The organism is Streptomyces sp. NPDC054783, from assembly GCF_053611725.1.
This window is the reverse complement of record NZ_JBSHAY010000004.1, coordinates 130820-145935: the sequence shown is the minus strand read 5'-3', so window position 1 is coordinate 145935 and position 15116 is coordinate 130820. Positions and strand designations below refer to the sequence as shown.

Here is a 15116-nt window from a genome sequence, read left to right as displayed (position 1 = left end):
CCGACCGTCACTGTCCACCAGGACGGCCGGGCCGGGCATGAGTACCCGTACTCAGACGGCTACAGGCTCATGCCTGTCATCGTGCGCTCGAGAGCGTTCGCGTACAGGCGCGCGCCCCCGATCTTCGGGTGGAACGACTGGGCCGACAGGCCGTACTGGTTGATCAGCGGCCAGTCCTTGATCGGATCGTCGGACTTGGTCAGGGTCTTGACGATGCCGTGGACCTGCTCCGGGTCACCGCACACGCCCTTGCCCGCGAAGTCGCTCTTCGGGTTGGAGAACCACACGTTGATGCCCGAGGCCTTGGCGTCGTCGGCCGCGCCCTGCATCGCCGCCGCCAGTGTGTCGGCGGTGTCGTCGAGCCAGCCCGCGGATGCCTCGGACAGGCCGATGGCCATGCCGCTGAAACCGATGTTCAGGCACGATCCCTTGTCGGAGATCAGGGGTGGGTACCCCATCAGGACGATCTTCGCGTTCTGCGCCCTCTTGTGGATCTCCTTCAGGACCCGTGTGATGTCCGGCCGGACGACCTGGTTCATGAGGCCCGGAACGGCCGTCTCCAGCGGCTGTCCGAGGAACTGCTTGTCCCGGCCGTTGACGCTGTCGTCCGTCTTGTCGAACGTCTCGCCCTTACAACTGCCGTTACCGATGGACAGCAGGCACTTCTGGACGATCTGGGAGAACCGGGAGTCGTTGCCGCCGATGGAGATCGTGACGAGGGTGGTGTTCTTGTCCAGATAGCCCTTGTCGATCTGGGGCTCCTCGCCGTTCTGGCTCTCGCCCTTCGACAGAACGCTGTCGGCCCCCACGTCCTTGGGCAGAATGTTGTAGGTGCGCGCACCCGAGCAGGCGATCAGGTGGTAGTCCATGCTCGGGTCCAGCGAGTCGTCCAGCCGGCCGATCGACTGCGACGCACCGGGCATCGTGGCCTGACGCGACCACGCCTGGGTGGAGCGGTGGCAGGCGTTGCGGGCGTTGTCGTCGAGCTTGCTGCGGTAGTTGGTCTCCGGGTAGTAGTCCCGGTCGCCCTCGGAGGCGCCCTCGCCGGAGGAGTACGAGTCACCCATGGCGACGACCACGTTCTTCGGCTTGCCCGGCAGCGGCTGGAACGCGACCGAACCCCAGGCGATGTCCTCGTCGGCCGTGCCGTCGTCGGTGACGTTCGACAGCATGACCGCCGGCCGCCCCGTGAAGTGGAACGCGCCCAGGCTCACCCAGCGTCCCGCACGCTGCTGCACGGACCGAGCGGGGCTCGTGCTGTCGGTGTTGAGGACGTGGTACTTGGCCTGCCTGGTCTGCGCGCCGGTGTCGGGCAGATGCACCAGGACCCGGGCCCAGCCGAGATCCTGCCCGAGGGTCCAGACGCCGTTGATGGCCATACGGCCGCCGTCACCGCCGAGGTGGTCCGCGTTGCGGGTGTGGGCGTACCAGTAGTGGCCGCCGTATCCGCCGCCGACCTGGTGCAGGTCCTCCTTGCCCTCGTAGTGGCCGTCGGAGTCAGGGAAGAAGCGGAAGCCGAAGGTTCCCGCGGATCTGGTGTTGCCGCAGTCGGACCATGTCGGTGTGCCGTCCGCCACCGAGGCCACGACCTTCGCGCCGGAGGGGGCTCCGGTGCAGATGGGGGTGCCGTCCTGCAGACGATGCCCCTGCCCCGGCTCCGAGATCAGCGTCTGGTACTTGATGTTCTCGTGCCCGCAGGTGAGCTTGCAGTCGTCCTTCCAGGTCACGTTGGGCTGGTTCCACCAGTACTGCTTGTAGCAGTCGATGTTCGGGCAGTTCGGCGGAACGTTCGGGTCGCAGTTGTTCTTGGTGTTGCAGAATGCGTCCAGCGGCGGGGAGACATGGCTGCGGGCGTCCTTGGTGACCCACCACGCGGGTTGGAAACCTGCGGAGTTGAATCCGGAGTCGCCGGGCCAGTCCTGCTTGCCGTCGGTGCCGTAGGAGAAACCGGTGTCGATGGACCAGGCGGCCCAGCCCATCACCTTCTCCTCGTAGGGCCAGTCCTGCGGATGCGCGGCGTCCTTGTTCGCGGTCGGGCCGTCCACGTCGGTGTCCATGAACGGATGGCCCCAGCTCTTCTTGTAGAGCGGGTTGGCCGGGTTGTTGTACCAGCCCAGACCCCAGTGGCCGGCGTTCTTGCCCGCGTCCGCAGCCGGGTTGAAGCCGAGGTTGTAGTTCCACACGGCGGTGAACCAGTTCTCGACCATGGACGGGTCGTCGTTGTTGACGGTGACCGTCTGCCCGGCGGCGTGGACCTCGTTCCACTTGTCGGCCAGGATCTGCATCGCGGCGGCGATGTTCGTGGCGTAGTCGACGGCGATGGCCTTCTGCAGGCCCGGGTCCAGCGCCTTCTCCTTGTGCCCGTTGGCGTCCGTCTTCTCGTGGCCGGCCAGGCGCATACCGTCGGTGACCTGACCGACGCCGTACCCACAGTCGGACTTGTCCCAGTGGATCTTCCAGTAGGCGTCCGGGTCGTTCTCCACGGCCTTGCGGCCGTAGTAGCCGTCCATCGCGGCGAGCGGGTTGCCCATCTGGCCGGGGATCGAACCGCCCTCGGCCTGCCACAGGTTGGACTCCTGCGCCATGATGCCGAGCAGCACGTTCGCCGGGATACGTCCCTTGCCGTCACCACCCGCCAGCCTCGGCACCGAGAACAGGCCCTGGGGGTCGATCGTGCCCAGACCGCTCTGGCTGCGGTAGCCGCCCTGCCGCAGGTACTGGGAGCGCAGCTGGCCGCGTACGGCCATGTCGACGGCCCACTCGACCTGGTTCGGCGTCGGCTGCAGCGCCTGCGCGTTGACGTCGTTGCGGGAGACGGCGCAGATGCGGTCGGTGTCCCGCGGGTCCACCGCCGTGGTGGGGTCGTTGACCCGCGCCACCGAGGACCCCTTGCCCCTGCCGCCCGTGATGGGCAGAGCGGGGCTGGGGTTCTTCCCGCTCGGTGCCGTCGTGTCCGCGACCGACTGGGTGACCTTCTCACCGGTGGCGGTGGCCGTGCTGGTGACGGTCACGGGCTGGTCCCCGGCCACGGTCTCAGGGGCCGGCCTGGTGTCCTGCGGGGCGGGCTCGTTCCTGGTGAACCCCTTGCCCGCGCTCTTGATGTGTGCCAGACCCGCGCGGATGCCCGGTGTGAGGACCGGTTCGACGGCGAGGCGTCCTCGCGTGGAGATGTCGGTGTCGGCGGGGGCGACGATCCGGGTGATGCCGGTGCCTCGCACTTTGGCGGTTCCCTTGGGGTGACCGGTGAGGAACACCCGGCCCGCCTCGCCCGGCATCAGGTCGAGGTCGCCCAGCTTCCCGGTGGCGACGAGGGCCGGCCTGCCGTGCCCGGACCACACCTTCGCCTGTGAGGTCTTCGTGTCCTTGCGGTCGACGAAGGCGATCTTGCCGTCCTGTGCGGGCCGGATGTCGAACGGGACGCTGTCCCCGGTGGCGAGGTCCTTCACCTCGCCGGCACGGTCGATGTGCACCAGGTTGTGGCCGCGCGCGGCCACCGCCCCGTCCTCGACCGGCACGGCGCTGGTGATCTCACCCTTGAGAGCCGCCCTGCCCAGGGGCTTTCCGGCCGTGTCGACGGTCACCACACGGGTCTTCGTCAGGGCCGGGTCGTTGACGTCCCGGAAGGCGGTGAACGCGGCCGTGTGCGTCCGGGTGTTGCAGGACGGGTCGAAGTAGGCCAGCGACACGGTGAACGGCAGCTTCGTCACGTGCCCGGTGGCCGTGTCGACGATGGCGGCGAACGCGCCGCCCTGCATCAGGTCCGGCTTGTTCGTGAAGGTGCGCGGCGCGTACACGGCCGCGACGTGGTCGCGGTCCATCACGCACTGGTTGCCGATCCACGAGTCCGCCGTCAGACCCGGCTCGGACAGTTCGGCGGCCGTCTTCCACGCGTACGCCTTGCCGCTGTCCGCCACGAGGATCTTCAGCCCGCCCGTGTCGGCGGCCGCGGTCACGGCGCGGTCCCCACTGCTCTTCCAGCCCTTGCCAAGCTTGCTGTCCGGATGCGCGATGCTGGTGGGCGGTGCCGGTGGTACCGGTGTGCCGTGTTGCTGCCCGTGGCCGGAGCGCGGTGCGGCAGCGGCAGGCGCTGCCTGCAGCAGGCCGCCGGTCAAGGCGGCGCAGGCTGCCAGGGCAGCTATGGGCACATGGGCTCTTTTTCTGCGTCTCAAGAGAGAGCTTCCCCGTTTCTGGTTGAGAGGTGCCCCCTGCCTGGTCGGGGCAGGGCTCGGCCGCCCACCCCCGGCGAGTGGGCCAGAGGGTGGACGCGAGTGCGAAGTGGGTTGGCCGGCGGTGGAGGCGGCAACGGCGCGGACGGCGGACCCGGATTTCTACAGCCGGGTCCGCTTGCCCCGGAAGCGTGGCGGCAACGGTCAAGTACGCGTTCATGCCAGAGCTGGTGAACCAGCCGGCCACGGACTCGGGAGAGTCACTGAATGTGGTGGGCGGCGCCCCGAGAGGCTCCGTCGGTGCCGGCCCCCATGGACGGAGGCACGCATCAGCGTGTGCGTCCCGCATGGGGGCCGGCCGCGCCCCGAACCGACTCACCAAACAGCCAGCGCGAAGGGGCCGTTATGGATGGTGGCCGGGAAGAGAGTGGAGGGCGCCGTTCTCTAGGACTTGTATTCGTTCCGCTCGACGCTCTCGATGGTGATGTGCGGATGCGCTGGAGGCGTGTGACCGGGGTCGCCCACCGTCAGCTCAGTCGGCCACGAAGTACCCGGATACAGGCCGACGACGTCCATCGAGGCGCTGACCGTGGCATCGAAACCGCCCGACCCCGTCACCCGGATACGGAACCGGTAGAAAGCGCGCTTGGTCCCGCTGTTGACCACCTCCACGGGCACCGTCAGCCCATCCTTGGCCCGCTTGGCCGTGTAAACGGTCACGTCTCCTTGGCGGATGACCGGAGTTCCGAAGTGCTCGCTGCCCTTGGCGATGCCGGTCACCGGGGACGGCGTGATGGTCACTCCAGGCGGTGCAGCCTGCCTGCGCTCCCTTTCCGCCTTCTGTCTGGCCGCCTCTGTGCTGTCAGGTCCCGGAGTGCCAGTCGACGGGTTCGCGGCAGCCGACGGCGTAACGGAAGCCGGCGATGTGTCCTGGACTGCTGCGGTGGCCGGCCGACGGCTTTCCTGATCATGCCCGCACGCTGCGGTCATCGCTGAAGCAGCGACGAGCAGGACGAGGAGCCGACGGGACACCGGCGTACGCACGGACATGGATATCTGCCTCGGAGAAAGAGAGCGGCGGGTGATGGTCAGTCGCAGGCGTCGACGTGGGTCTGGCGGTCGATGATCGCGACGTCGCCCTCCCACATCAGGGCGTTCACCACGGCACAGCGGGGTTGGAAGTTTGAATCGTTGCTCTCGTACTTGACGGGACCTGCATAGTCGGAGAACGAGCCTTCATCAACCTTGCACGTGGTCCAGCACAGTTTCAGCTTCATGTGCTTCTTGGCCCCGAGGTTGTTGTCGAACACGGCGCATGCCCCCGACTTTGCCGGCCGCGTGACTTCCTTGATGTACGTGAACAGGGTTCCGAACCGGCGTGAATCCGGAAGGGGCTCCACAAGTGCCAGCTTGTATCCACTTCCACACAACAAGCCGCCGGCTTGTACCGCTGCGGGGTTGGCCGCCGCGAGGGCACGCGTCTGCGGATTGCGCGCCGCACTCGGTGAAAACTCGACGCTGGTGCCGGGCACCTTCTCGGCAACCGGCTTCGAGTCCGCGGCCAGGGCTTGTGGGGCTACCAGAACCGAAGTGACGAAAGCTGAGGACAGGGCAAGGGCAGGCAGCCATTTACGCATGGCGAAGTTCCCCCGTGTTGAAGGCACAAGGGGACCAGGCCGTTGCGGCACGCGCGTGTGTGGTCCCCGTTGCGCTGAGCGTGTGTTGGTCGTCCGCCCCCGTCCCGCCCGAACGATGCGGGCAGGCAGTTCCCCAACTGACCGGGGGCAGGTCGTCACTCTAAGCACACAGCCACCAGCAGGCGCAAGACCATAAGACTCGACATGACCAAGGGACGATGCCTGCCGACAGGTAAGCGGAATCAGGGGGCACGCATGTGCCCCAACCATCTGCTGCGAGAAACGGAACCCGGGCCCAGGCGAACCGACGGCGGAAATTCATCTGTGGTCGGCGGAGGCTACCGGGATCACCCTGGGTGGGCCGCCCATGAGAGCGACGGACTGGGTCCAACTGCTCAGGGGACGGTTTTCCGAACTGGCCAGCCCGAAGCTGAACCGGGGTGGGGAAATTCGAGCCGACCGCGACTACGTCATGGATCCACTGAGGACGACGACGGTCACGTGATCCACCAACGCCCATGGGACGAAGTGAAGTCGAAGGCGCCGCGGTCGACGCCGGATCAGCACGCCGAGGGGCGATCGCAACACCGGCGCCCTGCCACCGGGCACACAGGTGGTTCCACAGGGCCTACTTTCAGCCTACTTCACATACGCCAACGCTTCGGTCCACCATGGGTTTTCGCGAAAGCTTCGCCATAACTGCACAGAACGAGGGTGTCGGCTTGTCTGACTGAGGTATCGCTTTCACGCCACCCGGAAGTCCCGGTCCGGAGATTGTCTGTTGCGTCGCCCGTCCCTCGCCTGCTTACAGTGACCCCGCTCGCTCTCGAACGCGGCTGACCAGCGCGTTCGAAGAAGGGGGCATCGGAACGGCAACGGGGGCCGCTCGCACCACTGTGTGACTGCCCCCTGCCTGAAAGCGGAGGGGTGCTGATGGCCGACCAGATGGTGTTGCAGGCGCGGAATTCGTCAATGGCGTAGCAGCGTTTGCCCGTTTGGCACCACTTGGCCGCTTCGCTACCTCGGATTGTCGGCGAGTTCCAGCAACGCCCCTGTTGCCGCCGTGCGTCATGTCACAGCTGAAGGCTGCCGGTTGCACAGGCTGGCAAGCATCGGGCACCACGCCACAAAGGCAGGCGGCTGCAGTTCTCCAGCGACGGCAAGATGAACCTGGCGACTACGGGTTCGCGACCAGCTCAGCTCGGTCTTCTACTGACTCGGCCAATGGGACCCCGACTACGGGGCGGCCACCCTCCTGGACTTCCTCTCCCGGCCACTGGAGGCCCGTCAGCGCCAGCTCGCCTCGCCCAAGCGAGGGCCCAGCTTCAAAGACCTGCCGTACGGGGCGGCGGGGGCTGGACCGACAAGGCCGACATCTTCCAGATCAATCGCACCTGAGAAAAGGACGTTCTATGCGCAAGACGCTCATCACTGCGGTGTGCCTGGCCGCGGCCGGCACGCTCGCGCTGTCGGGGCCGGCTTCGGCTGCGACGAACACCAGCGACTTCACCGTCACCTTCCCGGACAAGAGGCCGGCGACGACGTACTACGTGGCGAACGAGGCCAAGCTGGTCAACGGGCGCATCTCCGCGACGTCACATGTGAGCTGGCAGATTCTCGACGATCAGGTGGTGGACCTCAGTAAGCGGTTCACCAGCTTCGTGATCACCACGAGACTCGAGGGCCGTCCTGGCAAAGACAGCCCGGATGCGATCGATGCGACCAAGACGTGCGACCTGACCAAGCTGGTCAATGAGCACTACACGTGGTTCCTCGACGAGCCGGTCAACACGTGCACCGTACCGTCGGAGCTCTATGACGGTGACGTGTGGTGGTCATCGGACTCGACAGTCGTTTACGACATCGCGGGAGACGGCAAGGGGCCGGTCACCAAGGAACTCAAGGGTTCGCCCCTGGTCCACGGCTGACGGGTAAGCGGAGGGGCGCGGAGCAGCGCACGCCGCGTCCCTCCCTCCGCGCGCCGTCGTTCGCCGCTGAGCGGCTACTTCGAGGCGTGGAACGCCGCTGACGTCGGCGTGCTCGGCAAGGCGGTTGCCGTGGCGTGGTCCGGGCACGGCACCTCCACCGACCCGCGGGGCGACGTGCGCGGTCACGAGGAGATCGCCGCGTTCGTCCGGGCCGCGCACGAGCAGTTCCCCGGCTTTGAGTTCAAGCTGGTCGGTGAGCACGGTGGAGGCGCTCGACAGCACTACCCACAGCGCGCTTTACGTCCTACCGCCGGCCACCCAGCCTCGAGAGCTGGACGAGGCTGCCGGTCCGGGCGTCTTCAAGCGCACGACCTCGCACCAGACGGCGAGGCGTTCCACCCCGACTGGATCTCCCGACGCTTCACCCGCCTCGTGGAGCTGTCCGGCCTGCGACCGGTCCGCCTCCACGATCTCCGCCACCTCGCCAACACGCCGTCCCTGCTCGCCGGCAACGACATCAGGGTCGTCCAGGAGAAGCTGGGGCACTCCTCGCGCCAGATCACGTCCGACACCTCCACCAGCGTGCTGCCCGAGATGACGCGGGCCGAGGCCGAGTCGGTCATGGCCGTCGTCCCCCGCGACCTGCCCTTCCGGGTACGCATCCCGCTGGAGATCCCCGAGACGGCCTGGCCGGGCGGCATCCCCGTCCTCTTCGCCCACGGCGCGCGGCAGCCAGGGGAGAAGCGGGCCGTTGGAGCACAGACCCAACCCGACACCGATCTCCGCGGGGTGGTCATCCTCGCGGGCCGGGGACAGGACGACGCCGCCAACGCGAAGGTGAAGCGGATACGCGATCACCGCACGGCCCACGACCTGGAGCTGGTCCGGGTCGAGAACTTCAACGACCGGTACCCCGAGGACCAGCGAGCCGACTTCTCGCTCACCCACTTCACGATCGCCCGGCCCGTGTCCCCGACCCTGGCCGGCCGGGCGCTGCCGACGGGTCTGCCGCCCCCAGCATCCCGGACCGCCCGCCGAGCGCCGAGCAGGCGCCGGAAGGCCGCCTGAGGGCCGTCTGCCCCCTGGACCGGTCCCGTGTCCCCTGCGTGTCCCCTGGATCTTGGGCTGAGGGAGTGAAGGAGGGCCGCCACGCTGGCGTGGCGGCCCTCCTTCATACGTTTCCGCAGGTAGAAACGCTTCTGCACTTCTGGCGCCTGGTGGGGCGGGTGGGACTCGAACCCACGGCCGACGGATTATGAGTCCGCTGCTCTAACCGGCTGAGCTACCGCCCCATAGCGGCGTGTCGCGTACAAGTGTGCGCGCCTGCTGCCGCAGCATAGCCGCTCATACGATCTCCTGCTTCAGGATGGTCGGCTTCTGCGCTGCTCATGACCTTGAGGACATCGACGCAGGCACGGCGGTTCCCGCGGGCATGAAAAAGGACCCCCAAGGGGTCCTCGTTCATAGCGCTCCCCCGACTGGACTCGAACCAGTAACCTGCCGGTTAACAGCCGGCTGCTCTGCCAATTGAGCTACGGAGGACCGAAGCTCCCCCGACTGGACTCGAACCAGTAACCTGCCGGTTAACAGCCGGCTGCTCTGCCAATTGAGCTACGGAGGATCGCCTCGATTGCATCGAACGTACCTACCTGGGTATTCGCCAGGGGGCGGGCGCTCGCTGCGACACATACATTAGCGCAAGCAGGGGGGTGCTCCGCCAATCGGTTCCCCCCGGCGCCCACGTCGCACCAGCAGACCCAGGCAAGGGAAGGGTGGCAGCCATGCGCTACCGGCTCACGTTCGTCGCCGGACTGGCCCTCGGTTACGTACTCGGCACGAGGGCCGGTCGCGAGCGCTACGAGCAGCTGAAGAAGTCCGCTCGGCGGATCGCGCAGAACCCGGCCGTCCGCAACACGGCCGAGACCGCCGCCCAGCAGGGCCGCCAGTACGCCGGCAAGGCCTTCCACACGGTCAGCGACAGGGTCGGCGACCGCGTTCCCGAGACCGTCGCCCAGCGCGTACGTTCCCTCCGCGAGCGGAACCTGAACGGCACGCCGGAGGACGACTGGGGCACCAGCAACACGTAGCGGCACACGCATCCCCACTCGCATGGACGCCCTCGGCCACCGCATCCACAGGAATGCTGCAAAATTCAGGGCATGGGGATAGTCGCCGGCTTGGACAGCTCACCGGACTTCACACGCATCGTGGTCTGCGACACGGACACCGGTGCCGTACTAAGGCAGGGGTACGCCCCGCATCCGACGGAGGGCCGCCCCAGCGACGTGGACCCGCAGGCCTGGCTGCTCTCCCTCGGCGAGGCGGCCGGCGGCGGCCTCCTCGAGGGCGTGCAGGCCATCGGCGTGTCGGCCCAGCAGAACGCGCTGGTCCCGCTGGACGCCCAGGGCAACACCGTGCGCCCGGCGCTGGTCGGCGGCGACAAGCGGGCGCAGGTCGCGGCGGCGGACCTGATCGACGCGCTCGGCGGCCGGGAGGCCTGGGCGCAGGCCGTCGGCAGTGTGCCGCAGGCCGCCCAGCCGGTCACCAAGCTGCGCTGGCTCGCCAAGACCGAACCCGAGAACGCCCGCAGGACGGCCGTACTGCTCCAGGCGCACGACTGGCTGGTCTGGCAGCTGCTCGGGCGGCCGGTGCGCAGGACCACCGACCGCGGTGGCGCCTCCGGCACCGGGTACTGGTCGGCGGCCACCGGCGGCTACCGACCCGACCTGGTCGAGCTGGCGCTCGGCCATCAGGCGATGCTGCCGGAGGTGATCGGCCCGTCGGACGCGGCCGGTACGACCCCGGAGGGGCTGCTGATCTCCGCCGGGACCGGGGAGACCATGGCCGCCGCTTTCGGGCTCGGGATCGGGCTCGGGGACGCGGTGGTGTCCCTCGGTGCCTCCGGGTCCGTGATGGCCGTGCACCCCGAGGCGCTCGCCGACCAGTCCGGGATGATCACCTCGCTCGCCGACGCCACCGGCATGCACCTGCCGGTCGTGACCACCCTGAACGCCGTACGGGCCCTGCGCGGGACCGCCGAACTCCTCGGGCTGCCGGACCTGGAGAGCCTGTCCGAGCTGGCGATGAAGTCCACACCGGGCGCGCACGGGCTGGTCCTGCTCCCCTATCTGGAGGGGGAGCGGACGCCGAATCTGCCGCACACCGCCGGGACCCTCGCGGGCCTCAGGCGCGAGTCGATGAAGCCCGAGCATCTGGCGCGGGCGGCGTTCGAGGGCATGCTGTGCGGCCTCGGCGACGCGCTGGACGTGCTGCGCGGGCGGGGCGTGGACGTGCGGCGCATCTTCCTGCTCGGCCCGGCCGCCGAGCTGCCCGCCGTACAGGCCTCGGCGCCCTCGCTGTTCGGCGCGCAGGTCGTCGTACCGCAGCCCGCGGACTACGCGGCGATCGGCGCGGCCCGGCAGGCGGCCTGGGCACTCGGTGTGTCACAGGGCACCCTCGATCCGCGCACCCCGCCGGCCTGGCAGGGTGCGGCGGCGCAGGTGCTGGAGCCGGGCGACGAGCTGGCCGTGGGGCAGGCGGTGCGCCAGCAGTTCACGGCGGTGCGGGAGCAGACCCACCCGGGGGCGTTCCGCTCTTAGCTCAAGTGGGCCGGTCCGCCGGATTAATCGGTTGAGGTAACGCGGGTGGAGTGTCCGACGATAGGGGCCAGGGGCAACCGACCAGCCCCCACCCGCCGACTCCGAGAGACCCAGCGTGCTCATACGACTCCTGCGGACCTATCTCAGGCCCTACAAGAAACCCATAGCCCTCCTGGTGCTGCTGCAGTTCCTGCAGACCTGCGCCACCCTCTACCTGCCCACGTTGAACGCGCACATCATCGACAACGGTGTCGTGAAGGGGGACACGGATTACATCCTGTCCTTCGGCGCCCTGATGATCGGCATCTCGCTCGCACAGGTCGTGTGCAACATCGGCGCCGTGTACTACGGCGCGCGGACCGCCTCCGCGGTCGGCCGGGACGTACGCGGTGCCGTCTTCGACCGGGTGCAGTCCTTCTCCGCGCGTGAGGTGGGTCACTTCGGAGCGCCCTCGCTCATCACCCGTACGACGAACGACGTACAGCAGGTCCAGATGCTGGCCCTGATGACGTTCACCCTGATGGTGTCGGCGCCCATCATGTGTGTCGGCGGCATCGTGCTGGCGCTCGGCCTGGACGTGCCGCTGTCCGGGGTGCTGGTGGCGGTGGTCCCGGTGCTCGGCATCTCCGTGACGCTGATCGTGCGCCGGCTGCGGCCGCTGTTCCGGTCGATGCAGGTCCGCCTGGACACGGTGAACCGGGTGCTGCGCGAGCAGATCACCGGCAACCGGGTGATCCGCGCGTTCGTCCGCGACGAGTACGAGATGGGCCGTTTCGGAAAGGCGAACGGCGACCTGACCGAGATGCAGCTGGCCACCGGTCGGATGCTCGCGCTGATGTTCCCGATCGTCATGACCGTGGTGAATCTGTCGTCGATCGCGGTGGTGTGGTTCGGCGCCCACCGCATCGACAGCGGCGGGATGCAGATCGGCGACCTGACCGCGTTCCTCGCCTATCTGATGCAGATCGTCATGTCCGTGATGATGGCCACCTTCATGTTCATGATGGTGCCGCGCGCCGAGGTGTGTGCCGAGCGCATCGAGGAGGTCCTCGGGACCGACTCCAGCGTGGTGCCGCCGGCCGCGCCGGTCACCGAGCTGCGCCGGCACGGGCATCTGGAGATCCGGGGCGCGGGCTTCCGCTATCCGGGTGCCGAGGAGCCGGTGCTGAAGTCCATCGACCTGGTGGCCCGGCCCGGTGAGGTGACCGCCGTGATCGGCTCCACCGGCAGCGGCAAGTCGACCCTGCTCGGGCTGGTCCCGCGGCTCTTCGACGCCACCGAGGGCGGGATCCTGGTCGACGGCGTGGACGTCCAGGAGGTCGAACCCCAGCTGCTCGCGCGAACGGTCGGACTGGTGCCGCAGAAGCCGTACCTGTTCGCGGGGACGGTCGCCACCAACCTGCGCTACGGCAACCCGGACGCCACCGACGATGAGCTGTGGCACGCGCTGGAGGTGGCGCAGGCCAGAGACTTCGTGAGCGAGCTGGAGGGCGGCCTCGACGCGCCGATCGCGCAGGGCGGTACGAACGTCTCCGGCGGTCAGCGTCAGCGCCTCGCCATCGCGCGCACCCTGGTCCAGCGGCCGGAGATCTACCTCTTCGACGACTCCTTCTCCGCGCTCGACTACGCCACCGACGCGGCCCTGCGCACCGCGCTCGCCCGCGAGACCGCCGAGGCGACCGTCGTCATCGTCGCCCAGCGGGTGGCGACCATCCGGGACGCGGACCGGATCATCGTGCTGGACGAGGGCCGGGTGGTCGGCTCCGGCCGGCACCGGGAGCTGATGGCGGGCAACGAGACCTACCGGGAGATCGTGCTCTCCCAGCTGACGGAAGCGGAGGCTGCCTGATGGCCGGGCCCATGGGACGCATGATGGCCGGGGGCGGCCCCGACCAGCGCTCGATGGACTTCAAGGGGTCGGGCAAACGGCTCGTCTCCCTCTTCAAACCCGAACGGCTCACGATCTACGGCCTGCTGCTGTGCGTGGTCGTCAGCGTGACCCTCAGCGTGATCGGCCCGAAGATCCTCGGCAGGGCCACCGACCTGGTCTTCGCCGGCATCATCGGCCGGCAGATGCCGGCCGGGGCCACCAAGCAGCAGGTCCTCGACCAGATGCGGGCCCATGGCAAGGGCTCCATCGCGGACATGCTGAAGAGCACCGACTTCACGCCCGGCAAGGGCATCGACTTCGGTGCCGTCGGCAACGTCCTGCTGCTCGCGCTCTGTACGTTCCTGGCCGCCGGCCTGCTGATGGCGGTGGCCACCCGGCTGGTCAACCGGGCCGTGAACCGCACGATGTACCGGATGCGCGAGTCGGTGCAGGCGAAGCTGTCGCGGCTGCCGCTGTCGTACTTCGACAAGCGCCAGCGCGGCGAGGTGCTCTCCCGCGCCACCAACGACATCGACAACATCGGGCAGACGCTCCAGCAGTCGATGGGCCAGCTGATCAACTCGCTGCTGACCATCATCGGCGTGCTCGCGATGATGTTCTACGTCTCCTGGATCCTGGCGCTGGTCGCCCTGGTCACCGTGCCGCTGTCGTTCCTGGTGGCCACCCGGGTCGGCAAGCGCTCGCAGCCGCACTTCGTGCAGCAGTGGCGCTCCACCGGCAAGCTGAACGCGCACGTCGAGGAGATGTACACCGGGCACACCCTGGTGAAGGTGTTCGGCCGGCAGCAGGAGTCGGCGCAGCATTTCGCCGAGCAGAACGAGGCGCTGTACCAGGCCGCGTTCAGGGCGCAGTTCAACAGTGGCGTCATGCAGCCGCTGATGATGTTCGTGTCGAACCTGAACTACGTCCTGGTGGCGGTGGTCGGCGGTCTGCGGGTCGCGTCCGGTGCCCTGTCCATCGGCGACGTCCAGGCCTTCATCCAGTACTCGCGGCAGTTCTCGATGCCGCTGACGCAGGTCGCGTCGATGGCGAACCTGGTGCAGTCCGGTGTCGCCTCGGCCGAGCGGGTCTTCGAACTCCTGGATGCGGAGGAGCAGGAGGCGGATCCGGTGCCGGGCGAGCGGCCCGCGGAGCTGCGCGGGCGGGTGCGGCTGGAGCACGCGTCCTTCCGGTACGACCCGGAGAAGCCGCTGATCGAGGACCTCTCGCTCACGGTGGAGCCCGGTCACACGGTGGCGATCGTCGGCCCGACGGGTGCGGGCAAGACCACGCTGGTCAACCTGCTGATGCGGTTCTACGACGTCTCCGGCGGCCGGATCGCCCTCGACGGGGTCGACATCCGGAAGATGTCCCGGGACGAACTCCGGTCCGGGATCGGCATGGTGCTGCAGGACACCTGGCTGTTCGGCGGCACGATCGCGGAGAACATCGCGTACGGGGCGTCCAGGGAGGTCACCCGCGGGGAGATCGAGGAGGCGGCACGGGCGGCCCACGCCGACCGTTTCATCCGCACCCTGCCCGACGGGTACGACACAGTGATCGACGACGAGGGCACGGGCGTCAGCGCGGGTGAGAAGCAGCTCATCACCATCGCGCGGGCGTTCCTGTCCGACCCGACGATCCTGGTGCTGGACGAGGCGACGAGTTCGGTCGACACCCGCACCGAGGTGCTGATCCAGAAGGCGATGGCGAAGCTGGCGGCGGGGCGGACGTCGTTCGTGATCGCGCACCGGCTGTCGACCATCCGGGACGCGGACACGATTCTCGTCATGGAGAACGGGTCGATCGTGGAACAGGGCGCGCACGCCGAGCTGTTGGCGGCCGACGGTGCGTACGCCCGGCTGTACAAGGCCCAGTTCGCGCAGGCTGTGGCCGAGGTGGACTAGCCGAGCGGG

At 68.4% G+C, this 15116-nt stretch carries 9 protein-coding genes and 3 tRNA genes; 6 read left to right on the top strand and 6 right to left on the bottom strand.

Annotation, left to right across the window (positions count from 1 at the left end; translation table 11 throughout):
• Window positions 1–59: 59 nt before the first annotated feature.
• The 3 genes from ACWGJ5_RS10195 to ACWGJ5_RS10185 all read right to left on the bottom strand — a co-directional run bounded on the left by ACWGJ5_RS10195 (window position 60) and on the right by ACWGJ5_RS10185 (window position 5803).
• Window positions 60–4145, bottom strand: a complete 4086-nt coding sequence (locus ACWGJ5_RS10195; protein WP_453309285.1) for an SGNH/GDSL hydrolase family protein — start codon at window positions 4143–4145, stop codon at window positions 60–62.
• 465 nt (window positions 4146–4610) lie between these two features.
• Window positions 4611–4946 (bottom strand): hypothetical protein, encoded by a 336-nt coding sequence (locus ACWGJ5_RS10190; protein ID WP_453309284.1) that lies wholly within the window; start codon window positions 4944–4946, stop codon window positions 4611–4613.
• Between the two features lie 308 nt (window positions 4947–5254).
• Window positions 5255–5803 carry a hypothetical protein gene (locus ACWGJ5_RS10185; protein ID WP_453309283.1) on the bottom strand — a complete coding sequence of 183 codons (549 nt, stop codon included), beginning with the start codon at window positions 5801–5803 and terminating at the stop codon, window positions 5255–5257.
• Between the two features lie 1412 nt (window positions 5804–7215).
• On the opposite strand from ACWGJ5_RS10185, the gene ACWGJ5_RS10180 reads away from it, so the two are divergent.
• Window positions 7216–7731: a hypothetical protein gene (locus tag ACWGJ5_RS10180; protein ID WP_453309282.1), complete on the top strand. Its 516-nt coding sequence runs from the start codon at window positions 7216–7218 to the stop codon at window positions 7729–7731.
• Window positions 7732–7860: 129 nt separating this feature from the next.
• Window positions 7861–8799 (top strand): tyrosine-type recombinase/integrase, encoded by a 939-nt coding sequence (locus ACWGJ5_RS10175; RefSeq protein WP_453309281.1) that lies wholly within the window; start codon window positions 7861–7863, stop codon window positions 8797–8799.
• 147 nt (window positions 8800–8946) lie between these two features.
• On the opposite strand, the gene ACWGJ5_RS10170 is transcribed toward ACWGJ5_RS10175, so the two are convergent.
• The 3 genes from ACWGJ5_RS10170 to ACWGJ5_RS10160 all read right to left on the bottom strand — a co-directional run bounded on the left by ACWGJ5_RS10170 (window position 8947) and on the right by ACWGJ5_RS10160 (window position 9352).
• A tRNA-Ile gene (locus ACWGJ5_RS10170) sits at window positions 8947–9023 on the bottom strand.
• Window positions 9024–9200: 177 nt separating this feature from the next.
• Window positions 9201–9273 (bottom strand) — tRNA-Asn (locus ACWGJ5_RS10165).
• A 6-nt stretch (window positions 9274–9279) separates the two neighbouring features.
• Window positions 9280–9352 (bottom strand) — tRNA-Asn (locus ACWGJ5_RS10160).
• Between the two features lie 160 nt (window positions 9353–9512).
• On the opposite strand from ACWGJ5_RS10160, the gene ACWGJ5_RS10155 reads away from it, so the two are divergent.
• From ACWGJ5_RS10155 to ACWGJ5_RS10140, 4 genes are all read left to right on the top strand, one after another.
• Entirely contained in the window at window positions 9513–9818 is a 306-nt protein-coding gene (locus ACWGJ5_RS10155; RefSeq protein ID WP_351798025.1) for a YtxH domain-containing protein, read from the top strand.
• A gap of 72 nt (window positions 9819–9890) precedes the next feature.
• Complete coding sequence (locus ACWGJ5_RS10150; RefSeq protein ID WP_453309280.1) at window positions 9891–11330, top strand: FGGY family carbohydrate kinase; 1440 nt, start codon at window positions 9891–9893, stop codon at window positions 11328–11330.
• 115 nt (window positions 11331–11445) lie between these two features.
• Window positions 11446–13179, top strand: coding sequence for an ABC transporter ATP-binding protein (locus ACWGJ5_RS10145; protein ID WP_453309279.1), 1734 nt, complete (start codon window positions 11446–11448; stop codon window positions 13177–13179).
• Window positions 13179–15107, top strand: a complete 1929-nt coding sequence (locus tag ACWGJ5_RS10140; protein WP_453309278.1) for an ABC transporter ATP-binding protein — start codon at window positions 13179–13181, stop codon at window positions 15105–15107. The genes ACWGJ5_RS10145 and ACWGJ5_RS10140 overlap by 1 nt, the downstream gene beginning before the upstream one ends.
• Window positions 15108–15116 lie beyond the last annotated feature (9 nt).

Excerpts from the sequence above, each read along its gene's own strand:
- ACWGJ5_RS10150 (WP_453309280.1), top strand. The coding sequence starts at position 9,891 with ATGGGGATAGTCGCCGGCTTGGACAGCTCACCGGACTTCACACGCATC.
- ACWGJ5_RS10180 (WP_453309282.1), top strand. The coding sequence starts at position 7,216 with ATGCGCAAGACGCTCATCACTGCGGTGTGCCTGGCCGCGGCCGGCACG.
- ACWGJ5_RS10185 (WP_453309283.1), bottom strand. The coding sequence starts at position 5,803 with ATGCGTAAATGGCTGCCTGCCCTTGCCCTGTCCTCAGCTTTCGTCACT.
- ACWGJ5_RS10140 (WP_453309278.1), top strand. The coding sequence starts at position 13,179 with ATGGCCGGGCCCATGGGACGCATGATGGCCGGGGGCGGCCCCGACCAG.
- ACWGJ5_RS10155 (WP_351798025.1), top strand. The coding sequence starts at position 9,513 with ATGCGCTACCGGCTCACGTTCGTCGCCGGACTGGCCCTCGGTTACGTA.